Consider the following 21606-nt stretch of genomic DNA (forward strand, 5'->3'; position numbering starts at 1 on the left):
TAAATTTTAGATAATATTACTGCCTTGTTCGGGGTCGCGAGATTGATCAGCTTGTTCGCGTATATCATCGGCATCGCTGCTGACATCATCTAAGCTATGATCGGTGAGTGTTTTTGATGTTTGGGGAGGCGTGCTCGAATTACTATTTATTTGATCTGCTTCAGTATTTAAAATGATTCGCTCGCGGGCATCATCAGGCATACTGACTTGCTCTGATAAGTAGGTATTGACCAACTCTCGCATCAATTGAGATGCCACTTTAACTGTGCTGTGCTCATTGCTATTTACCCAAAAATAAATAGTTAGATTTAGTGTTGCTGAGCCTAATGAATCAATTAACACTTGGCTTGGCGGATCACTAATAACAGCTGGGTTTTCCTTAACCACTTTCATTGCTAATTGCTGGGCATAGCGAATGTCATTATCGTAACCAATACCAACGTTAAAGTGACCTCGCATTTTAGGATTTGCGGTGAGGTTTTTTATGACATTATTATACACAGTCGCATTCGGTATTTGAATGTGATTACCATCAAAATCAACTAAAGTTGTGGCGCGAGCCGTCACTTTTTTAACCACCCCTAAACGACCATCAACTTCTACCACATCGTCAATACGAAAAGGGCGCTGGACACTGAGCAGCATGCTTGAGATAAAGTTTTCGGCAATATCTCGAAAAGCAAAACCTAAAATAAGACCCACTAATCCAGTACCACTCATAATAGCTACAGCAAAATCGGTAAGCCCTGCAAGACGCAAAAATAAGTACACCCCAAACAAAATGATAATGATGCTAAAAAATCGTCGTGTTACAACATGTAATAGCTTGCTTTCACTTACAAAACCAAGCGGCTTTATCAAGATATATGACAAAGGGCGTGCTAATAAATAGCAAATAATAACAGCTACGAGGCCCAACGTCAGGGCTGGTAACATTTGCCAAGTAGTGTGTAAAAACTGCGTAACTTGTAGGTTTAAGTCTTGCCAAGCAATGCTGTCGGTGGGTGTCTGTGTGGTAACAAATAATTTAGGTGAAACCAAACTAGCTAATTGATTTTTATATAATAAATATAGACTCATTGCACCACTCCATGGATGGTTGTTTTGTTACAGTAAGCTTAGCTTAGTGCAATTCAAGCGCCATAATTAATGGCAAGCTGTTTGCAGCTTTAAAATTAATAAAGCAATGTATTAGGTCAGATATGGCTCAAGATAAGCGCGGATTTCAGGCACATTCACCGTTGGAGATCCCAGTTAGAGGCTGGTGGGATATTATCAAACGCGTGTATCACAATTTATCACAAGACAATTTATCGTTTGTGGCGGCTGGGGTGGCATTTTATGCTTTGCTTGCGATCTTTCCTGCATTAGCCGCGACAGTCTCTGTTTACGCTTATTTTGCGTCCCCGACCGATATCCATGAGCAACTTGATAAAGTCACTGCTATTTTACCAACAAGTAGTCGAGACATTATTTTGCAACAGGTTGCAGAGGTGACTCAGCAATCGCAAAAGGTGTTAAGTGTTAGTGCCATAGGGACTTTATTGTTAACGATTTGGAGTAGCAGCAAGGGCTGTCAGGCGCTAATAACAGCCTGTAATATCACTTATCATCAGCATAACAAACGACAATTTTTTATGGCGTTACTGGTGCGTTTTTTATTTTCGCTAGGTGCCATTGTTGTTGCGCTGGTGGCCTTATTGATCATAGGTATTTTACCGATTGTACTTAACCTAGTTGGTTTAACAGAGCTGATTGATTTGTTGATCAAGCTCATTACTTGGCCACTGCTTGCGATTATTTTTAATTGCGCGTTGGCATTCTTATATCGCTATGCGCCACATCGAACAGCAGCAAAATGGCGCTGGATCACACCAGGTTCAATACTGGCTACTTTGCTATGGATTATCGCATCAATTGGTTTTTCATATTATGTCTCACAATTTGCAAGTTATAACGAAACGTATGGCTCATTAGGTGGTGTAGTGATTATGTTGATGTGGCTCTATATCAGCGCATACATCATTATTTTTGGTGCTGCGATTAATGCCAGCATAGAACAACAAACTTTAGTCGATAGTACTGTGGGCCCCGTGAAAGACGTTGGAGAGCGAGGAGCAACAGTGGCTGATAGATTAACCGAAAAACAGCAACAGCAGAAAAAGTAACTTTAGCATGCCATCATTGCGCTTGTTGAGTGCCAATAAATTTTAGGCAAACGTAAGTCATAAATTGACTTTATTAGGATTGACTTCTAATTAGTTAGTTAATCCTAAAGTTTTACTTTTTGTTTGCCGTGGTTAGCGATGTGATTCTTATGCATCTATAAATCAGAAAGTTAAATTTTTTGAACAAAGCTAATAATCATAATTTCTAGGTTTTAGAATGCAAAAAGAGCTCCAGTCAAATATCAAAAGTTTGTCATTACTCAATTTGGTCGCTGTAGTATTAGCAGGATTAACTGCTTTATCGGTTTACTTCATGTACGACAGTTTAAAAACCATAGAGTCTGAAACTAAAATGAGGTATCGATCTTATATTTTGGCGGAGCAAGTAAGGCAAAGTTCAGATCAATTAAGTTTAATGGCACGAGCATATACGGTAACGGGTAATTCAAAATTCTCAGATTTTTTTAATCAAATTCTAGCTATTCGAAACGGCGAAGCTCCTCGACCAGAAAATTATCACCGTGTTTATTGGGATATGCTAATGCCACAAAGTGGTAAGGCTCCATTTCCGGATGGTGAAAAAAAAGCACTCAAAGACATGTTGAGCTCAATAGGTATCACTCATGAAGAAATGCAACAAATTAAGCTTGCTGAAAAAGCATCAAATGATTTAACAAAAATTGAATATGCAGCTTTTCAAGCCGTTGAAAATGAAGCTGAACTTTCTCTAACGAATGAGCGGGTAGCAGCGATATTAAGTTTATACAGTGACGAATATTTTACGGCTAAATCAGAAATTATGAGTCACATAAATAACTTTTTATTTATGCTAGATTATCGGACAGAGCAGCGCCTTAATTCTGTGACTCGCGAGCATTATTTAATATCGCTGTTTTCTTTTTGCTGCTTTATCACAATCTTAATAGTGCTGTTTTTTATCAGCCGACTTCGAAAATCACTTAATTATTTATATGTCTCCTCACTTGAAGCTGAAGTAGCAGAAAAAACAGCTTCCTTAACAGAGAAAAATCTACAGCTCGAAGAATCCATGGATTTGATGGCAAAAACTCAGAAGTACTTGATGGAAGCTGAAAAAACAGCCGCTTTAGGTCGACTTGTTGTGGGGGTCGCACATGAGGTAAATACACCAGTCGGAATTTGTATTACCGCTGTTAGTTACCTTGAAGATGAAAATAAGAGAATGGGAAAAGTGTTAGCTGACAAACGGGTAAGTAAGGGGTCACTCGAAAAATACGTACATACCTCTGAAGAAATTAGCTTATTACTTCATTCAAACTTAGATCGTTTAGCTGAGTTGATCACAAGCTTTAAACAAATAGCTGCCGATCAGCATTGTGATGAACTAAGAGTTATTAAATTAGATGACCATTTAAATGATATTGTTAAGTCTTTAAAGAGCGAGTCTAAACACAAAAACATAGAGGTGGTTTCTGCTATTCCTGAAGGCCTGCAAGTACAGAGCTTTCCGGGGACGCTTTGCCAAGTCATGACTAATTTATTATCAAATGCAATTTTTCATGCCTTTGATGGAGACTTTGACGAGCCTCGAATAGAGGTCTCAGCTAAAAGCGAAGGATCAGCAGTGCTTATTACTGTAAAAGATAATGGCAGTGGCATTGCTGAAGATATTCAAGATAAAATTTTTGACCCTTTTTTTACGACTAAACGCGTGCAAAAAAATACTGGTTTAGGTCTTTACGCAGTCATGAACCTAGTGACCCAAAAGCTAAAAGGAACAATTACTTTCGAATCCAGTGAACAGCTAGGTACTACTTTTTATTTAACTTTACCTAATCTAAATGATGAGCAAGTTTAATAACGTGAAATAGAAACGAACAGCTAAACATTCTTTTTTATAGAACGATTGACACTAATTTTACTTATGGTTGTTAGTTAAATTAGCGCCTACAATCATTTCATACAATTTACGGGAGTAAAGTTATGAAAGTGATTCAACAATTAAATAGCCATGCTACACAAGATGGTGATGGTGTAAACATCAGCCGCATTCCCGGCTTTGACGGTAAGTATTTAGACCCTTTTTTAATGATCGACGAGCTTAAATCAGATGATCACAGTGATTTTATGGGCGGTTTTCCTGCGCATCCTCACCGTGGTATCGAAACCTTTACATATATTATTAAAGGTGGTTTTGAGCACCAAGATCAAATGGGCAACAAAAAAGCGATTCGTGCTGGTGACGTGCAGTGGATGAGTACCGGCTTTGGTGTGATCCACAGTGAAATGCCGTTAGCAGATGCCAAAGAAGGCATGCATGGTTTTCAGATTTGGCTAAATATGCCCAGTGCTGAGAAGCTCAGAGCACCACGTTACCAAGATACCACTGAAGCGCCTGCGCCGACGACACGAAATGAACAGGGCGTTGAGCTTAAAGCATTAGCTGGAAGCTGGCAGTTTGCCGGTGAAGAGCAGGTATCAAGCCTTCAAGATCTTGCAGCTAATGGCATGCTGGCTGATGTGACCTTACCTGCAGGAACTGTATTTAACCATGCGCCTTTAGCGCAAACCAAAGTGATGCTTTATGTTCATACTGGTGAAATACACACAGAGCAAGGTGGTCCTGTAAAAGCGGGTAGCTTACTCATTCTTGAGCCTGGTAGTGACATTGAATTTAACTCACAAACAGGGGCTGGAGTTTTAATCCTTGCTGGAGAACCACTCAATCAGCCAATCGCGCACATGGGTCCGTTTGTGATGACTACCCAAGCTGAGTTACAGCAAGCGGTTCGAGATTATCAGTTAGGAAAATTTGGCACACTATAGGAGGTTATTGTGGGATTACTTGTAAACGGTCAATGGCAAGATAAATGGTACGACACCGATAACAACCAAGGTGAATTTAAACGTGAGGCGGCCCAGTTACGAAACTGGGTTACCGCTGATGGTAGCGCAGGTCCAAGTGGTGATGCAGGCTTTAAAGCTGAAAAAGATCGCTATCACCTTTATGTCTCTTTAGCCTGTCCTTGGGCTCATCGCACCTTGATATTTCGCCACTTAAAGGGGTTAGAAGATTATATCAGCGTGTCGGTTGTAAGCCCTGACATGCTAGAGCATGGTTGGACGTTTGATAAAGATAATCACAGCACCGGTGATGCTCTTTTCAATAGCGACTTTATGCATCAAATTTACACGCGTAATAAAGCTGATTATTCAGGCCGTGTTACGGTGCCTGTGCTTTGGGATAAAAAAACGCAGCGTATTGTTAGCAATGAATCTGCTGAAATTATCAGAATGTTCAATAGCGCGTTTAATGCACTCACAGGTAATGAGCGCGACTTTTATCCTACAGCATTACATGCTGAAATAGACGAAATTAATGAGTTTGTCTATCACAACATCAACAACGGTGTATACCGTGCAGGCTTTGCGACAACACAAGAAGCTTATACAGAAGCCTTTGATGATCTATTTGCAGCGCTTGATAAAATTGAACAACGTTTAACAGAAAACCGTTATTTAGTAGGCGATACACTCACAGAAGCTGATTGGCGTTTATTTACCACTTTAATCCGCTTTGATAGCGTTTATGTTAGTCATTTTAAGTGTAACTTACGTACTATCGAGAGTTATCCGGCAATCAGTAACTATCTGCGTGAGTTGTATCAAGTTGAAGAGGTAAGTAAGACGGTTGATTTTTACCATATTAAACGTCATTACTATTTCAGTCATACTATGATCAATCCAACTCAAGTCGTGCCAAAAGGGCCTGATATAGACTACGCTCGACCACATAACCGTGGTTAATAGACATTGATAACTAACAGTTTAATGACTTGATTAAGCTGTTAGTTATAACTATCCATCACCTTGCGGATGGTGTCGATGCCAAACATTACCTTCTGAATAAATGATTCTGAGCTTTTCACTAAATTAAAATTAGGGTGTTGAGACCAAACAGCTTGTAGTTTGTCATCAAGTAATATGGCTTGTTGGTCAGACTCATTTCTTACTGGGTTATTAGAATGAATACTTTGTCCAGATTTAGCTGCAGTTTCAAAAAAGATCACTGCATCATATTGGTTAAGTTCGGTTTGTAGGTTGGTATTCAAGCATTGAAAAAATTCATCTTGCTCACCAGGCCAATAGGCTAGTCCATCTAAGCTACCACGATCGCAAAGCATTAAACGATCTGGATGCATGGTTCGCTGAATATGCTCTAAGTGTTTTTGTAGGTTATAAATAGCCTGTTGGTGAGCCTTGATAAGGTGAGGTTCGGTGCTACGCTCAATTCCTCCGCCAAATAACATGGTGGCAGATTCAGGAACGACAACAATTTGTTTTGAAAACTCGCGTCTTAGTAAATCGATGGCTGTAGTTTTACCACCTCCGGGGCCGCCTGTTAATACTATCCGTTTTTTCACTAATAATTTCCGAAATTAATTTCTGATACTTTAAGGTAGTGAAATTGCGACTTAATGAGAAGTAAAAACTCTGATTTTACTGATAAAGATCATAATAATCTAAGAAGCCAACTAAACTGACTAACTTGTTTTAATTTGCTTTTAGATTGGTCATTGCTTTGTAAAGCTTGATAACCCATCCCTGCGGTGAAGGCGCTAGCAAGGCCGACTTTAGTGACGGCGAATCGTTTTAAACGATAGTTGAATGCTTGGTGATGCTGACGTTTAAGTTCATCTTGCATGTCCATACTATGACTAAGATCAGTGACTTTTTTCAGTGGTTCGCGAATAAAGTAGTTAATTAACATTATTTTTCCTTATCAATGTTGAATAATTGGCGGGCACTTTTAACCGTTCGATCAAAACCAATTTTACTACTGATATAGCCAATATTTTTCCAAAGCCAAAACAAACAAAGCAGTTGCAAAACGATCAGCGATAAAGCGCAAAGAGCGACTGATCCACTTAAACTGAATATGGCAATCCCTATTGTGGCTAACAAACCAGCCCAAAGTAAAACTAAACCACCTGCAAAGCAGACCAGCATGATGATAGTTAATGCCAAAGAGCGTGTCGATAATCGCCACTCAGCTGCAGCTACCTGTTTACATAACCCTGCTTGGGTACGGTAGTCTACGTAAAGTTGTTCAGCATATTGCGACAACTTGGCAAGGTGATCTTGCCACTGATCAGCATGCAAAGGCTGATCAGTGGCTGCTTGCGACTTCTCTTGTGAATGTTGAGAGTGCGGCATGTTATTTACGGCGAATAAGTGCGCTAACTAACATACCTGCAGCAAACGCAATACCTGCTGTTGCAAGCGGATTCTCAGAGGCAAGCTGACGTGTTTTGCTACTGTACTCACCTAGTTTCTCGCGAGCTTGAGCTTGTTTCTCTGAAATAGTTTGTGCTGAATTTGATGCGCCTTCACGAACTGAATGCTCAGCTGATGCAGCACGAGTTGACAGCGCGTCAACTGCATGATGAGCTGCCTCAGTTGCTTTTTCCGTAAATGGCGCCTCTACTTCAGTTGGTTTCGGATTTGTTTTGCTGTTTGCAGTACTTGAATTCGATTTCGACGTTGCTGTAGCCATGATCATTCCTTAAAAATTGCCATTAATGGTATTCAATAACTCGCAACCTTTATACCAATTATTAAATCATTTAATTTCAGGGTGTTATATTTTTAGACTCTGAGATCAACATAATTTCTAGTAACTATTGCACAGTAGTTAAGTAAAAATTACAGGCTAGGAAAGATGTACGATTCATTTGTAACTATTCATTGGTTATTCATTAATCATTTTTCCCCAATTCGTTGCCAATAAAATAGTAAAAAAAATTTTTTTATTTGTTTTCCACTTTTTCCCACGTAATTCAGTGGCTTTGCTTGAAGCCTTATTTTTTCTGGCTTTAGAAGCCTATTATGATGATCAGCTTACTTGACAAAAAGCCTTGTCAAGCCCTAAACTGGAGCACTGTGGTAAAAAGTGGTTTTTAGTGGATCAAATTGGATCGGAAATAATCATTAACAATTTATAACCTATTTTAAGGCTAATTATGTTTAGGGGTGCAAGCTCGCTGAGTTTGGATGATAAAGGACGCTTTGCGGTACCAACCAAGTACCGATACGCGATCTTGTCTGAAGATCAGGGGACGGTTATTTGCACAGTCGCACTGAATGAGCCTTGTTTGTGGTTATACCCACTAGCTGAATGGCTAGAAATTGAAGAACGATTATTAAAGATCTCTAACATGAATCCACGAGCACGCCGAATGCAACGTATGTTGCTTGGCAATGCTACAGAGTATCAACTAGATAAAAATGGCCGGATTTTGCTTGCTCCTTCTTTACGAGCTCACGCGGAACTTGGAAAAAAAATCATGTTGGTTGGCTTGATGAATAAGTTTGAAATTTGGGATGAAGATCGTTGGCATGAACAAATGCGCCAAGATACTGAAATTGAACGCTTAGGTGAGTTTGAGGCAAATCCCGAATTCGATAACTTCTCGCTCTAACCACAATAATAAAAAGGCAAAAAATAGCTAATGACAGCGCAATTTGAACATGTCTCTGTACTGATGGACGAAACCATAGACGCTTTGGATATTAAACCCGAAGGCATTTATATGGATGGCACGTTTGGTCGCGGCGGACATTCAGGACAAATTCTTGCGCGCTTAAACGAGCATGGTCGTTTACAAGCAATTGACCAAGATCCACAAGCTATTAAAGCTGCTGAAAAGTTTGCAGATGATGCACGTTTTTCGATTGCCCATACCCGTTTTTCCAACCTTAAAACAGTCGCTGAAGACAATGATTTAATTGGCAAAGTAGACGGAATTTTATTAGATATTGGCGTGTCATCACCGCAGCTAGATGATGCTGAGCGCGGCTTTAGCTTCATGAAAGATGGCCCGCTAGATATGCGTATGGACCCAACTAGCGGCCGCAGTGCAGCACAATGGCTAGCTGAAGCTGAACTTGAAGATATCACTCATGTCATTAAAACCTATGGTGAAGAAAAGTTTGGCCGCCGTATCGCTCATAAAATCATTGAGACCCGAGAGCATACTCCAATCACTAGTACAAAGCAGCTTGCTGATTTAGTTGATGAAGCTGTACCAGTAAAAGATAAATATAAACATCCAGCAACACGTACATTCCAAGCGATCCGAATTTATATCAACAGCGAGTTAGAAGAAATTCAAACGGCACTACAAGCTGCTGTTGAAGTGCTTAAGCCCGGTGGTCGATTAGTGGTTATTTCGTTTCACTCGTTAGAAGATCGCATTGTTAAGCAGTTTATTAAAAAACAGAGTAAGGGAGAGGCGATACCCAGAGGTCTGCCTTTAACTGATGCACAAATAAATAAAAACCTGACGTTAAAGGCAGTGGGTAAAGCCATTAAGCCAAGTAAGGCGGAAATTGATGCAAATCCTCGTTCACGCAGTTCTGTGTTAAGGGTTGCTAAGAGGTTGTAATGAAAGCAAAAGCGACGAATCGCCAACCTAATTTATTTGTTGAAGTGTTTAAAGGTCTTGCTGCTAATAAGCTGACCTTAGCCTTGTTGGTTGTGATTCTCGCGTCAAGTTTAAGTGTTGTGCAGGTGACGCATTTAGCGCGTCAGCAGTTGATAACACAAGATGAGTTATTGCAAGAACGTGATGAGCTCGATCTCGAGTGGCGTTACTTGCTTGTAGAAGAAGAGTTTTATTCGCAGCATGCGCGCATTGAAGAAATCGCGACCATGCAATTAGAAATGAAACGGCCGACTAGCCAAGACGAACAGGTGGTAGTACTGCAATGAGAAGCAGAGGGAAAAAGCCAACTAATACCTTGATCACATGGCGCTTTATGCTTGTGTGCTCTGTGCTGCTTTTAGTCTTTATGACACTGGTTGCACGTGCCGCATTTTTGCAGGTTATTGAGCCCGATAAAGCACGTTCTGAAAGCGATAAACGTACCGTTCGCGTTGAAAAACAACATGTACAGCGCGGAATGATCTTTGACCGTAACGGCAAAGAGCTTGCGGTGAGTGTGCCTGTTGTAAGTGTGTATGCTGATCCCAAGGCACTGCATAAATCATTAACGAGCAAGGTGCTGCGTCAAGCGCGTAAGAATGGTGAAGATCAAAATGCACTTGCTGAAAATACGGCTGAACTAAACAAGCGCATCGCTACTTATTATAACAATGACATTCGTTGGCGTGAGCTTGCGGATGTATTACGCATTGAACCAAGTAAAATCAACTCACGTCTTCGTGATAATCCAAAACGCCGTTTTGTTTATTTAAAACGTCAAGTAACACCTGCAGTTGCAAACTATATTGGTGATTTACGTTTACCGGGTATCCATCTGCTGGATGAGTCTAAACGTTACTATCCGGCAGGAGAAGTGACTGCACATGTGATTGGTTTCACAAATATCGATGGTCATGGTATCGAAGGTATTGAAAAATTATACGAAAAATCGTTAACCGGTGTTGAAGGACAAAGAACAATCCGTAAAGACGCTCAAGGCCGAGAGGTCGAAGTGCTTGATGAGCGTGAACGTGTTGAACCAGAAAATATCCATTTAAGTATCGATCAACGTATTCAAGCGATTGCCTACAAGGCGATAAAATCGGCTGTGCTGACATATAAAGCGACCTCGGGCTCAGCTATGGTCGTGGATGTAAAAACAGGCGAAGTATTGGCTATGGTAAATAGCCCGTCGTTTAATCCTAATAACCTTAATGATGCTGCTCCACATAAGCGTCGAAATCGAGCAATTACTGATTTGTTTGAGCCAGGCTCAACTGTTAAGCCGCTAGCCATTTTAGCTGGTTTAGACTACGGCTCAATTCAACCGGATTCAATTGTTGATACTTACCCTGGCTGGATGCGTGTTGGTGGCAGCCTTGTCCAAGATACGCGTAACCATGGTGAAATGACATTAAGAGAAATCTTAAAATACTCAAGTAACATGGGTGTGACTAAAGTTAGCCAAGACTTACCAAAAGACTATTTTGTCGGGCTTTATCAAAAAGTCGGATTTGGTAGTGATAGTGGAACAGGCATGGTCGGTGAAAGTAGCGGCTTGTTTTACCCTAATCGTCGTTGGTCAGATCATGAAATAGCAGCATTATCATTTGGCTATAACTTAGCTGTGAGCACCGCACAAATGGCACGTTTTTATGCCATGTTAGGTTCTGGTGGCGTGATGCGTCCTCTTACTGTACTTAAGCAAGAGTCAGTGCCTGAAGGTGAGCGCATTTTTCAGCAAAAAGATGTTGAAGCCGTCGTCCATATGATGGAAAGCGTGTTCGAAAAAGGCGGCACGGCACAAAAAGTTCACGTCGATGGTTATCGCGCAGCTGGCAAAACAGGTACCTCTAAAAAAGCCGCTGTAGGTGGTTATGGTGATGAGTATGTCGGCTACTTTGCTGGTGTTGCACCGGCAAGCAATCCACGTTTAGCGGTAGTAGTATTGATCAATGAGCCGGGTGGAGATGTTTATTATGGCGGTGCGACGGCAGGCCCTGCATTTGCAGAGATTGTCTCCAATGCCTTAAGAATTTTAAACGTCGCACCGGATAAAGATGCGGTTGCGTACGTAGAAGGCAAAGATAACGATGCGTGATTTAAAACCAATTCTGAGTCAAATTGAAGTTGAGGCCACTAGTTTGCTGGTTAATCAACTACGTCTTGATAGCCGAGACGTAAAAACAGGCGATGTTTTTGTAGCTGTTAAAGGCCATCAACTTGATGGCGGACAATTTATAGATAAAGCCATAGAAAATGGCGCTGTAGCAATTATTGCTGATAGGTTATGCGAATTTGAAAGTGATTTTGAATCGCTTTACTTGGTCACAGACCTAGCGAAGAAACTACCTGCTTTAGCTGCTGCGTTTTATCATCAGCCATCAAAACAATTAGATCTGGTTGGCGTTACTGGAACAAATGGTAAATCAACCACAACTGCGATGATCGCGCATTTAGCACAGCAATGTCATAAATCAGCAGCGGTCGTGGGGACGCTTGGCTATGGGCATCCAGAGCAATTAACTCCATTAGTTAATACCACACCATCAAGTGTTGATTTGCAGCGAATTTTGTTTGAATTACATGAACAGCACACCGATGTTGTTGCAATGGAAGTTTCATCACATGGCCTTGTGCAACAGCGTGTTGACCATTGTCAGTTTAAAGCAGCCGTTTTTACTAATTTATCTCGCGACCATTTAGATTATCATGGCACTATGGATGCCTATGGTGATGCAAAGCTGATGTTGATGCGTGATCACAATCCTGAGATTGTGGTTCTCAATCAAGATGATACACAAGTTGAGCAGTGGTTAGAAAAATACGACTTTAACAACTTAATTTGCTACGGCCATAAAAACTTAGCACCAGAAGGTGCGCGCTATGTTTACTTTAGCGATGTTGTTTATAGCAACACCGGGATTTCGGCAACATTCGAAACAAGCTGGGGTCAAGCACAGGTGCAGTCTGCATTATTTGGTGAGTTTAACTTGTATAATCTGGCTGCGGCGATGGCCACTCTACTTGGTATGGGGTATCCGCTGGCACAGTTAGTTGCTGCCTGCAAAACACTGCAACCAGTGGCTGGTCGTATGCAAGCGTTTAGCGTACCAGGGCAGCCAACCTGTATTGTTGATTACGCGCATACACCCGATGCGTTGGCTTTAGCATTACAGGCTTTACAAAAGCATGTACCTGGAGGCGTAAGCTGTGTGTTTGGCTGTGGTGGTGACCGTGATAAAGGCAAGCGGCCAATGATGGCAAAAGCTGCTGAAGGCAACGCAGACCGTATTATTATTACTAGCGATAATCCGCGCAGTGAAGACCCTAATGCCATTATTGCTGATGTGGTGGCAGGTCTTGAGCATGCTGAAAAAGCCCATTGTGAAGCTGATCGCGCTAAAGCAATTAGTTATGCAATAGAGCAGGCCGGTGCTGATGATGTGGTTTTAATTGCCGGTAAAGGCCATGAAGATTATCAAATTATTGGCGATACACGAATCGACTTCTGCGATCGCCAATATGTACAACAACAATTAAAAGAAAAATCGCAAGGGGCGCAGTTATGATCCCTATGGATTTTGATTGGCTAGCAAAAGTTCTAGCAACTGATTACCAAGGTGGTAATCAAACGGTAAAAAATATTAACACCGACACCCGTACTCTGTGCGAGGGTGAAGTGTTTTTAGCGCTACAAGGGCCTAACTTTGATGGTCATAAATTTGTTGCGCAAGCAAAAGAGAAAGGGGCGATTGCAGCTATTGTAGCGCGTCCTGTTAATGTTGATATTGTGCAGTTTGTGGTGAGTGACACACGTATAGCGCTAGGCCAAATTGGCGCAGCTGTGATGTCACAGGTTGCACCAAAAACAATCGCAATTACAGGTAGTGTGGGTAAAACCACTGTAAAAGAAATGTGCGCGGCGATTTTATCAGGTCATGGTGAAGTACTGGCAACCAAAGGCAACTTTAATAATGACATTGGTGTACCTCTGACCTTGTTACGCCTTGAGCCACAGCATCAATACGCGGTAATTGAATTAGGCGCCAATCACATTGGTGAAATAGCTTACACAGTCGCGATGACTAAACCTGATGTTGCTGTGGTTTGTAATGTGGCTGAATCTCATTTGGAGGGATTTGGATCATTACAAGGTGTGGCTACTGCAAAAGGCGAAATCTACGACGGCCTAAAACCTGACGGTGTTGCAATCGTTAACAGCGATAGTGATTTTGCAGATTACTGGCTCGAAAAACTAACTGATCGCAATGTAAAACTTTTTTCTACTCAGCAAAAACTAGATTACTGGGCAGAAGATGTGGTGCTTGACGAGCAAGCGCGTGCGTCTTTTGTGCTTTGCAGTAAACAGCAAAAAGTTCCTGTTACTCTCGCATTACCGGGCAAACATAATATTGCTAATGCATTAATAGCGACAGCATTAACCACTGAGCTGGGTGTAAGCCTAGAAAGTGTTGCTAAGGCATTGGCTGGCATGGGAGAAGTCAAAGGTCGTGTCAATGTACTTAAAGTATCAGACACTCTAACCGTAATTGATGATACTTATAATGCCAATGTGCAGTCAGTAAAAGCGGCGATTGATTTATTAAGCGACATGCCGGGACGTCGAATTTTTGCGTTAGGTGATATGGGCGAACTTGGCGAAGAAGCCCGCTTTTATCATCAGCAAGTAGGCGAATATGCAAAACAAAAAGGCATTGATGAGCTATACAGCTTAGGCGTATTAAGCAAGTCGGCCAGTGATGTATTTGAAAAACCCAATCGTCACTTCTCGAACCGTGAACAACTATTACAACAATTACAAAGTGTGCTTACTGAATCTCAGCAAAAGACCACCCTTGTAGTAAAAGGATCGCGCAGTTCTCGTATGGAACTAGTGGTAGCAGATTTAGTTAATAGCCAGCAAGATGGCAACAATGGAGTATCGTCATGTTAGTTTGGCTGGCAGAGTATTTAACACAATATTATAGTGGCTTTAATGTTTTTTCTTACCTTACGCTGCGTGCGATTTTAGGTATTTTAACTGCGCTGCTTATCTCTCTTTATTTTGGTCCTAAGCTTATTCGTGGCCTACAAAAAATGCAAATTGGTCAGGTGGTACGTCACGACGGCCCCGAATCTCACCTATCTAAAAAAGGCACGCCTACCATGGGTGGCATTTTGATTTTAGGGGCGATTTTTACCAGTACATTACTGTGGGCTGACCTTTCAAACAAATATGTATGGGCAACCTTATTTGTGGTGGGGTCATTAGGTGTAGTTGGCTTTATTGATGACTACCGTAAAGTGATCCGCAAAGACCCTAAAGGCCTAATTGCGAAGTGGAAATACTTTTGGCAATCAGTGATTGCATTAGTGGTTGCCAGTGCGCTTTATTTTACTTCGCAACAAGGCAGTGAAACCTCGTTAGTTGTGCCGTTTTTTAAAGATGTGTTACCACAGCTTGGGCTGTTTTATATCGTGATGACCTATTTTGTAATTGTAGGTACTTCGAATGCGGTAAACCTAACGGATGGTCTTGATGGTTTAGCAATTGTGCCAACCATTTTGGTTGCTGCGGCGCTTGCTATTATTGCTTACTTAACCGGTAACGTTAACTTCTCAAGCTACTTACATATTCCGCATTTGCCATTAGCAAGCGAACTTGTGGTTGTATGTACTGCCATAGTTGGCGCAGGACTGGGTTTCTTGTGGTTCAACACTTACCCAGCACAGGTATTTATGGGTGATGTAGGCTCATTAGCACTCGGTGGTGCACTGGGTATTATTGCGGTGCTTGTCCGTCAAGAACTGGTACTTATCATCATGGGTGGTGTGTTTGTAATGGAAGCATTATCGGTGATTTTACAAGTAGGCTCTTATAAATTACGTGGTCAACGTATTTTTAGAATGGCGCCTATTCACCATCATTATGAATTAAAGGGTTGGCCGGAGCCGCGCGTAATTGTGCGCTTTTGGATTATTTCAATCGTGCTAGTTCTAGCTGGCCTTGCGACATTAAAGATCAGGTAAATGACAGTTATTAACGAGATAAAAAACAAACAAATCTCAGTGCTCGGACTCGGTGTAACCGGTCTGGGCATTGTGCGTTTTTTATTGTCTCAGAATATTAAACCAATAGTTGTTGATAGCCGCATGGCGCCTCCGGGTGCGGATTGGCTAAACGAGCATGCCAGCGAGTTAACTACGTTTTTTGGTGATTTAGAACAGGCAGACTTAGCCAGCAATGACATTATTATCATCAGCCCAGGTCTAAGCCTTGCTACACCGGCTGTTGCAAACGCCATTGCTGCGGGCGTTGAAGTGATTGGTGACGTTGAGCTTTTTGCCCGTTTAACCGATAAACCAATTGTTGCGGTAACAGGCTCTAATGGTAAGTCGACAGTGGTTACCTTGGCGTTTGAAGTACTGAAAGCCGCTGGTTATAAAGTAGGGCTTGGCGGTAATATTGGCACAGCAGTACTTGATTTATTGTCGCAAGATTACGACGTTTATGTACTTGAGCTATCGAGTTTTCAGCTTGATACCACGCACAGCTTAAAAGCGAAAAGTGCCTGTGTATTGAATGTTAGCGAAGATCACCTTGATCGCTACCCAAGTTACCAAGCATACATTGACTCAAAGCAAAGTATTTATAACGGCTCAGAGCTTGCTGTTGTGAATGCCATTGATGTGGCAACCCATACAGCAAAGCAACCACAAGTAAGCTTTGCACTTGCAAATGCAGACTTTGCCTTAGTAGAGCATCAAGGTGAGACGTACTTTGCAGCACAAGGTAAACCTGTGTTACCTGCAAGCTGTTTGAAAGTTGTTGGCTCACACAATCAACAAAATGCACTAGCAGTTATGGCGCTACTAAGCCCGTTTAGCATTTCTACAGAGCATTATCAGCAAGCGTTTAGTACGTTTACTGGGCTTGCACACCGTTGTCAGTTTGTCGCTGAAATTAATGAAGTGAAATACTTTAATGATTCAAAAGCGACCAACGTTGGCGCAACCATCGCTGCTATTGAAAGCTTAGCTGATCAAGCAAAGCAATTAGTTGTGATTGCTGGCGGTGATGCAAAAGGGGCTGATTTAGATGCCTTGAAACCCTATTTGAATGACAAAGTGAAAGCTCTTATTTGTTTTGGTAAAGATGCTAAAGCATTGGTGTCATTAACTGAAAAGGGCCATTTAACCACGAATATGCATGAAGCTGTGCAATTGGCAAAGCAGTTAAGTAGTAGCGGTGACATCGTATTGCTTGCTCCTGCGTGTGCCAGCATTGATATGTATAACAACTATATGCAACGTGGTGATGACTTTGCGCAGTGCGTATTGGCGGAGGCAATATGATCGCATTTGCCGACATTCGTGAAGCATTAACCCCTAAGCAATCGCCACAGCTTTATGATGTGCCGTTGTTGTATTGTATGTTGATGTTGATAGGTGTTGGTTTTGTGATGGTTACAAGTGCTTCAATGCCAACCGCAGAACGATTATTTGATAATCCGTATCACATTATTATTCGCCATAGCATGTTTTTAATCATGGGCTTTTTTCTATTTTGGATTGCCACAAGTGTGCCTATGGACTGGTGGAAACGCAGTAATGCCTATTTATTGTTATTGGGTTTAGGTTTACTGGTGTTGGTACTTATTGTTGGCCGCGAAGTGAACGGTGCTAAACGTTGGATCCCCATAGGCCCTGTAGGTTTTCAGGTGGCAGAAGCCGCTAAGTTGTTCTTTTTTAGTTATATTGCCGGCTATTTAGTTCGTAAGCGCGAAGAAGTACAAGAAAACCTAAAAGGCTTTTTTAAGCCACTCGTTGTCTTTGGTGTTTATGCATTGCTTATTTTAATGCAACCAGATTTAGGTACTGTTGTTGTACTTTTTGTAACCACTGTCGGTTTATTATTTTTAGCCGGTGCTAAGTTATGGCAGTTTTTTGGACTGATCTTAACGGGCATTGCAGCCATTGTGGTGCTAATTATCGCTGAACCATACCGTATGGCCCGTGTAACTGGCTTTTTAGAGCCATGGGAAGATCCGTTTGGTAAAGGGTATCAGTTAGTACAATCACTAATGGCCTACAGTCAAGGCGGTTGGTTTGGCCAAGGCTTGGGGAATAGCGTACAAAAACTTCAATATCTACCAGAGGCGCATAATGACTTCATCTTTGCCGTAATTGGTGAAGAGCTTGGCTTTTTTGGTGTACTGAGCATTTTGATAGTACTAGGTGTATTCGTATTTAGAGCCTTGCTAATTGGTCAAAAAGCCTTGAAGTGTGGCAAAGAGTACGAAGGCTATTTTGCCTTTGCAATAGGCATCTGGTTTGCGTTTCAAACCATGGTTAATGTTGGCGCAAGTGCCGGAATATTACCTACAAAAGGCTTAACATTACCGTTTATTTCTTACGGTGGTTCTAGTTTATTAATTATGACCATAGCAACAGGTGTACTTTTGCGGATCGATTTTGAAACAAAAATGGCGACTAAGCAGGCAACCTCACGTGGAGGTAAAAGATGAGTAAAAAGTTACTTGTTGTTGCAGGCGGTACTGGCGGACATATTTTTCCGGGTATTGCCGTCGCTGATTTTTTAAAGCAGCAAGGCTGGCAGGTCAGCTGGATTGGCACGCCTGACAGAATGGAAGCGACAGTGGTACCTAAGCACCACATTGATATTGACTTCATTAATGTCAAAGGGGTTCGTGGTAACGGTATTAAACGCTTGATTAAAGCCCCGTTTATGGTGATTAATGCTATTTTTCAAGCGCGTAAAATTTTAAAAGCACAAAAGCCTGATGTGGTGCTTGCTATGGGTGGTTATGTGACCGGACCTACTGGAATTGCAGCTAAAAGCTTAGGCATTCCTTTGGTTATTCATGAGCAGAATGCAGTTGCAGGCATGAGTAACCGCTGGTTAGCAAAGTTTGCCAATAAAGTGCTTGCCGCTTTTCCATCTGCTTTTGCAAAAGAACACTGTGAAGTGGTAGGTAATCCGGTCAGAGCAAGTGTTGCAAATGTTACACCTAAACAGACGACTACGCCGATTAATGTGCTTGTGGTGGGTGGTTCGTTGGGCGCGCAGGTACTCAATGAGACTTTACCTGCTGTATTCAGTGAACTTTCAGCGCTAACAACGCTTAATATATGGCACCAAACGGGTAAAAATAATGAACCGAATGTGACTGCCAGCTATCAACAGTTAGGACTAGCTGAAAATAGCAAAGTTGCTGAATTCATTGATGATATGGATAGTGCATATCAGTGGGCCGATTTGGTAATTTGCCGCGCTGGTGCGCTAACGGTTAGTGAGATTGCCGCAGCGGGTCGAATGGCGTTATTTGTGCCTTTTCCACATGCAGTGGATGACCATCAAACGGCCAATGCAAAGTATTTAGTGACTGAGCAAGCCGCGCTGATTATGCAGCAAAGTGAGTTTAATAAAACAGCGGTCGTTGAATTATTAACACCGTATATAAACGCACCAGAGAAAATTTCAACAATGGCAAGTAAAGCAAAACAGCTTGCTATTTTAGATGCCACAGCCAATGTTGCCAAACGCTGTGAGCAACTAGCAGATAGAAGAGATTAGTAGTGAAAGAAAGCACGAAGAAAGAAAACAACACTCGTCCTGCGATGCGTCGTATCGACACCATCCACTTTGTTGGTATTGGTGGTGCAGGCATGGGTGGAATTGCCGAAGTACTTGCTTTTGAAGGCTACCGCATCACGGGTTCTGACATTGCGCACAGTGCGATGACTGAACGCTTAATTCAAGTGGGTGCAGAAGTATTTATTGGTCATGACGAAAACAACGTAAAAGATGCCAGTGTTGTGGTGGTATCAAGTGCTATTAATGAGCAAAACCCTGAGATTAAAGCAGCTAAAGCGGCGCGAATTCCTATTGTTCGCCGCGCAGAAATGCTTGCTGAATTAATGCGTTTTCGCCACGGTATCGCAGTGGCCGGCACCCATGGTAAAACCACAACAACCAGTTTAATTGCCAGCATTTATGCTCAAGCCGGTCTTGATCCAACCTTTATTATTGGTGGCTTGTTAAACAGTGCTGGTAGTAATGCCAAGGTCGGTAAAAGCGATTTCTTAATTGCAGAAGCTGATGAGAGTGATGCGTCATTCTTACATTTACAGCCTATGGTATCGGTGATCACAAACATTGAAGAAGATCACATGGATACTTACGGCGGCAGCTTAGAAAAAATGAAAGACACCTATGTTGATTTCATTCATAACTTACCGTTTTATGGTTTAGCTGTCGTGTGTATTGACTCTGAAGTTGCGGCAGAGCTTATTCCGCGTTTTGGACGCCCTGTTATTACCTATGGTGAATCGGCTGAAGCTGATTATCGCATGCTTGATTTTAGTCAAACTGCGAATACTTGTTCATTTAACGTAGTAAATAAGCAAGGCGAAAGCTTAGCTGTAACGCTTAATATGCCTGGCAAGCACAATGCACTTAACGCGACAGCGGCGATTGCAGTGGCAAAAGATCAAAACATTGCTAACCACGCGATTTTAGAAGCGTTAACAAAGTTTGAAGGGGTAGGCCGTCGTTTTCAGCATTACGGTACCTTTGAAAATGAGCGTGGCAGCGTGATGCTAGTTGATGACTATGGACACCATCCATCAGAAGTAGCAGCAACGATTGCAGCGGTTCGTGAGGGTTGGCCAGATAAACGTTTAGTGATGGTTTATCAGCCTCACCGTTATAGCCGTACTCGTGATTTATACGAGGAGTTTGTCAAAGTACTGGCTGACGTTGATCAGTTATTACTGTTAGATGTGTATTCAGCGGGCGAAGAGCCTATTGTGGGAGCTGATAGTAAGAGTTTATGCCGTAGTTTACGCCAACGAGGTAAAGAGCCATTACATATCGCTAGCAGCTCTGAGCTTGCGGGTGTTCTTGCAGATACCCTGCAAGATAATGATTTAGTTTTAACACAAGGCGCAGGTAACATAGGCCAGTTAGTGAAAAAGTTAGCAGCAACCAACTTGTCAGTTGAACAACTAAAGCAGGTAAATATATGAGCCAGTTAAGCGACAAATTTGGCAAAGTAGCGGTACTTTTTGGTGGCACATCTGCCGAACGAGATGTCTCGCTAAAATCAGGCCAAGCCGTATTGAACGCTTTGCAAAGCGTTGGCGTTGACGCCATTGCTTTTGATCCAAAAGATAACTCATTATGGCAATTAAAGGATTTAAATATAGAGCGCGTGTTTATTGCGCTTCATGGTCGTGGTGGTGAAGATGGCACCATTCAGGGCGCACTTGAATTTATGGGTATTCCGTATACCGGTAGTGACGTTCTTGGCTCTGCGCTTGCGATGGACAAAGTTCGCTGTAAGCACTTGTTTAAAGCAATGGGCCTGAGCACTGCACCATATACTGTTGTTGATAGCCGTAATGGATTTGATAGCCAAGCAATTATTAATGAATTTGGCAAAGTGATGGTAAAACCGTCACATGAAGGCTCAAGCATTGGTATGGCAGAAGCAAGCAGCGCAGAACAACTAGATGCCGCTTTAAACGCTGCATTTAAGTTTGATAGTCAAGTGTTGGTAGAGCAGTGGATCACTGGGCGTGAATTTACTGTAGCGGTACTTGGTCAAGATGTTCAGCCTGTTATTGAGATGACCACGCCAAATGGTTTTTATGACTACCAAGCTAAGTATCAATCGAACACAACTCAGTATCATTGCCCAGCTGATTTATCAGTACAAGAGACTGAGTTATTGCAAGATATGGCATTAAAAGCATTTGATTTAGTCGGTGCAAGTGGTTGGGGTCGTGTTGATGCAATGCGTGATCAGCAAGGTAACTTCTATTTATTAGAGGTTAATACTGTGCCAGGAATGACAGAAAAGTCGTTAGTACCTATGGCGGCAAAAGCAAACGGTGCTAGCTTTGAACAATTAGTGGTTCGCATTTTGGAGCAAACGCTTTAA

Annotated in this window: 21 protein-coding genes; 16 read left to right on the forward strand and 5 right to left on the reverse strand. The window is 41.9% G+C overall.

From position 1 onward, the window contains the following. Positions 1-6: 6 nt before the first annotated feature. Positions 7-1080 (reverse strand): mechanosensitive ion channel family protein, encoded by a 1074-nt coding sequence (locus tag L1267_RS06855; protein ID WP_235382436.1) that lies wholly within the window; start codon positions 1078-1080, stop codon positions 7-9. Between the two features lie 122 nt (positions 1081-1202). Here L1267_RS06855 and L1267_RS06860 point away from each other — a divergent pair, with 122 nt between their 5' ends. The 4 genes from L1267_RS06860 to L1267_RS06875 all read left to right on the forward strand — a co-directional run bounded on the left by L1267_RS06860 (position 1203) and on the right by L1267_RS06875 (position 5954). Beyond that, the gene (locus L1267_RS06860; protein WP_235382437.1) at positions 1203-2168 is read left to right on the forward strand and encodes a YihY/virulence factor BrkB family protein; all 966 of its coding nucleotides are present in this window, start codon (positions 1203-1205) and stop codon (positions 2166-2168) included. A gap of 217 nt (positions 2169-2385) precedes the next feature. After that, the gene (locus tag L1267_RS06865) at positions 2386-4005 is read left to right on the forward strand and encodes a sensor histidine kinase (protein ID WP_235382438.1); all 1620 of its coding nucleotides are present in this window, start codon (positions 2386-2388) and stop codon (positions 4003-4005) included. Between the two features lie 125 nt (positions 4006-4130). Further along, entirely contained in the window at positions 4131-4973 is an 843-nt protein-coding gene (locus tag L1267_RS06870; RefSeq protein WP_235382439.1) for a pirin family protein, read from the forward strand. 9 nt (positions 4974-4982) lie between these two features. Continuing rightward, complete coding sequence (locus L1267_RS06875) at positions 4983-5954, forward strand: glutathione S-transferase family protein (protein WP_235382440.1); 972 nt, start codon at positions 4983-4985, stop codon at positions 5952-5954. Positions 5955-5995: 41 nt separating this feature from the next. Here the strand turns inward: L1267_RS06875 and L1267_RS06880 are convergent, their stop codons facing one another. From L1267_RS06880 to L1267_RS06895, 4 genes are all read right to left on the reverse strand, one after another. Then, entirely contained in the window at positions 5996-6571 is a 576-nt protein-coding gene (locus L1267_RS06880; RefSeq protein WP_135923482.1) for an AAA family ATPase, read from the reverse strand. An 89-nt stretch (positions 6572-6660) separates the two neighbouring features. Next, positions 6661-6918 carry a hypothetical protein gene (locus L1267_RS06885; RefSeq protein ID WP_138556744.1) on the reverse strand — a complete coding sequence of 86 codons (258 nt, stop codon included), beginning with the start codon at positions 6916-6918 and terminating at the stop codon, positions 6661-6663. Continuing rightward, positions 6918-7364 carry a hypothetical protein gene (locus L1267_RS06890; RefSeq protein WP_135923484.1) on the reverse strand — a complete coding sequence of 149 codons (447 nt, stop codon included), beginning with the start codon at positions 7362-7364 and terminating at the stop codon, positions 6918-6920. The genes L1267_RS06885 and L1267_RS06890 overlap by 1 nt, the downstream gene beginning before the upstream one ends. Position 7365: 1 nt before the next feature. Next, complete coding sequence (locus tag L1267_RS06895) at positions 7366-7704, reverse strand: DUF883 C-terminal domain-containing protein (RefSeq protein ID WP_135923485.1); 339 nt, start codon at positions 7702-7704, stop codon at positions 7366-7368. Positions 7705-8170: 466 nt separating this feature from the next. On the opposite strand from L1267_RS06895, the gene mraZ reads away from it, so the two are divergent. From mraZ to L1267_RS06955, 12 genes are read left to right on the forward strand one after another with little or no spacing between them, the layout of a single operon-like run. Further along, positions 8171-8629, forward strand: coding sequence for a division/cell wall cluster transcriptional repressor MraZ (gene mraZ / locus L1267_RS06900; protein ID WP_235382441.1), 459 nt, complete (start codon positions 8171-8173; stop codon positions 8627-8629). Between the two features lie 30 nt (positions 8630-8659). After that, positions 8660-9595: a 16S rRNA (cytosine(1402)-N(4))-methyltransferase RsmH gene (gene rsmH, locus L1267_RS06905; RefSeq protein WP_135923487.1), complete on the forward strand. Its 936-nt coding sequence runs from the start codon at positions 8660-8662 to the stop codon at positions 9593-9595. Further along, complete coding sequence (ftsL, locus tag L1267_RS06910) at positions 9595-9921, forward strand: cell division protein FtsL (protein WP_135923488.1); 327 nt, start codon at positions 9595-9597, stop codon at positions 9919-9921. Before rsmH ends, ftsL begins: the two co-directional genes overlap by 1 nt. After that, on the forward strand, positions 9918-11735 hold the full coding sequence (locus L1267_RS06915; RefSeq protein WP_135923489.1) for a penicillin-binding transpeptidase domain-containing protein: 1818 nt from the start codon (positions 9918-9920) through the stop codon (positions 11733-11735). Before ftsL ends, L1267_RS06915 begins: the two co-directional genes overlap by 4 nt. Further along, positions 11728-13206 (forward strand): UDP-N-acetylmuramoyl-L-alanyl-D-glutamate--2,6-diaminopimelate ligase, encoded by a 1479-nt coding sequence (gene murE / locus L1267_RS06920; protein WP_235382442.1) that lies wholly within the window; start codon positions 11728-11730, stop codon positions 13204-13206. The genes L1267_RS06915 and murE overlap by 8 nt, the downstream gene beginning before the upstream one ends. Continuing rightward, positions 13203-14591: a UDP-N-acetylmuramoyl-tripeptide--D-alanyl-D-alanine ligase gene (locus tag L1267_RS06925; protein ID WP_235382443.1), complete on the forward strand. Its 1389-nt coding sequence runs from the start codon at positions 13203-13205 to the stop codon at positions 14589-14591. Before murE ends, L1267_RS06925 begins: the two co-directional genes overlap by 4 nt. After that, positions 14585-15667 carry a phospho-N-acetylmuramoyl-pentapeptide-transferase gene (gene mraY / locus L1267_RS06930; RefSeq protein ID WP_135923492.1) on the forward strand — a complete coding sequence of 361 codons (1083 nt, stop codon included), beginning with the start codon at positions 14585-14587 and terminating at the stop codon, positions 15665-15667. Before L1267_RS06925 ends, mraY begins: the two co-directional genes overlap by 7 nt. After that, positions 15668-16993: a UDP-N-acetylmuramoyl-L-alanine--D-glutamate ligase gene (gene murD, locus L1267_RS06935; RefSeq protein ID WP_235382444.1), complete on the forward strand. Its 1326-nt coding sequence runs from the start codon at positions 15668-15670 to the stop codon at positions 16991-16993. Beyond that, positions 16990-18165, forward strand: coding sequence for a cell division protein FtsW (ftsW, locus tag L1267_RS06940; RefSeq protein WP_135923494.1), 1176 nt, complete (start codon positions 16990-16992; stop codon positions 18163-18165). Before murD ends, ftsW begins: the two co-directional genes overlap by 4 nt. Continuing rightward, on the forward strand, positions 18162-19235 hold the full coding sequence (gene murG / locus L1267_RS06945; protein WP_235382445.1) for an undecaprenyldiphospho-muramoylpentapeptide beta-N-acetylglucosaminyltransferase: 1074 nt from the start codon (positions 18162-18164) through the stop codon (positions 19233-19235). Before ftsW ends, murG begins: the two co-directional genes overlap by 4 nt. A gap of 44 nt (positions 19236-19279) precedes the next feature. Continuing rightward, positions 19280-20689 carry a UDP-N-acetylmuramate--L-alanine ligase gene (gene murC, locus L1267_RS06950; RefSeq protein ID WP_206769127.1) on the forward strand — a complete coding sequence of 470 codons (1410 nt, stop codon included), beginning with the start codon at positions 19280-19282 and terminating at the stop codon, positions 20687-20689. Then, a complete protein-coding gene (locus L1267_RS06955; RefSeq protein ID WP_135923497.1) occupies positions 20686-21606 on the forward strand; it encodes a D-alanine--D-alanine ligase in 921 nt (306 codons plus the stop codon). The genes murC and L1267_RS06955 overlap by 4 nt, the downstream gene beginning before the upstream one ends.

The sequence above is a fragment of the Pseudoalteromonas sp. OFAV1 genome, assembly GCF_021532595.1.
GTDB lineage: Bacteria > Pseudomonadota > Gammaproteobacteria > Enterobacterales > Alteromonadaceae > Pseudoalteromonas > Pseudoalteromonas lipolytica_C.

Excerpts from the sequence above, each read along its gene's own strand:
- L1267_RS06855 (WP_235382436.1), bottom strand. The coding sequence starts at position 1,080 with ATGAGTCTATATTTATTATATAAAAATCAATTAGCTAGTTTGGTTTCA.
- murE (WP_235382442.1), top strand. The coding sequence starts at position 11,728 with ATGCGTGATTTAAAACCAATTCTGAGTCAAATTGAAGTTGAGGCCACT.
- L1267_RS06915 (WP_135923489.1), top strand. The coding sequence starts at position 9,918 with ATGAGAAGCAGAGGGAAAAAGCCAACTAATACCTTGATCACATGGCGC.
- mraY (WP_135923492.1), top strand. The coding sequence starts at position 14,585 with ATGTTAGTTTGGCTGGCAGAGTATTTAACACAATATTATAGTGGCTTT.
- L1267_RS06865 (WP_235382438.1), top strand. The coding sequence starts at position 2,386 with ATGCAAAAAGAGCTCCAGTCAAATATCAAAAGTTTGTCATTACTCAAT.
- murC (WP_206769127.1), top strand. The coding sequence starts at position 19,280 with ATGCGTCGTATCGACACCATCCACTTTGTTGGTATTGGTGGTGCAGGC.
- murG (WP_235382445.1), top strand. The coding sequence starts at position 18,162 with ATGAGTAAAAAGTTACTTGTTGTTGCAGGCGGTACTGGCGGACATATT.
- L1267_RS06885 (WP_138556744.1), bottom strand. The coding sequence starts at position 6,918 with ATGTTAATTAACTACTTTATTCGCGAACCACTGAAAAAAGTCACTGAT.
- ftsW (WP_135923494.1), top strand. The coding sequence starts at position 16,990 with ATGATCGCATTTGCCGACATTCGTGAAGCATTAACCCCTAAGCAATCG.
- rsmH (WP_135923487.1), top strand. The coding sequence starts at position 8,660 with ATGACAGCGCAATTTGAACATGTCTCTGTACTGATGGACGAAACCATA.
- L1267_RS06895 (WP_135923485.1), bottom strand. The coding sequence starts at position 7,704 with ATGGCTACAGCAACGTCGAAATCGAATTCAAGTACTGCAAACAGCAAA.
- L1267_RS06955 (WP_135923497.1), top strand. The coding sequence starts at position 20,686 with ATGAGCCAGTTAAGCGACAAATTTGGCAAAGTAGCGGTACTTTTTGGT.
- murD (WP_235382444.1), top strand. The coding sequence starts at position 15,668 with ATGACAGTTATTAACGAGATAAAAAACAAACAAATCTCAGTGCTCGGA.
- L1267_RS06870 (WP_235382439.1), top strand. The coding sequence starts at position 4,131 with ATGAAAGTGATTCAACAATTAAATAGCCATGCTACACAAGATGGTGAT.
- L1267_RS06890 (WP_135923484.1), bottom strand. The coding sequence starts at position 7,364 with ATGCCGCACTCTCAACATTCACAAGAGAAGTCGCAAGCAGCCACTGAT.
- L1267_RS06925 (WP_235382443.1), top strand. The coding sequence starts at position 13,203 with ATGATCCCTATGGATTTTGATTGGCTAGCAAAAGTTCTAGCAACTGAT.
- L1267_RS06860 (WP_235382437.1), top strand. The coding sequence starts at position 1,203 with ATGGCTCAAGATAAGCGCGGATTTCAGGCACATTCACCGTTGGAGATC.
- mraZ (WP_235382441.1), top strand. The coding sequence starts at position 8,171 with ATGTTTAGGGGTGCAAGCTCGCTGAGTTTGGATGATAAAGGACGCTTT.
- ftsL (WP_135923488.1), top strand. The coding sequence starts at position 9,595 with ATGAAAGCAAAAGCGACGAATCGCCAACCTAATTTATTTGTTGAAGTG.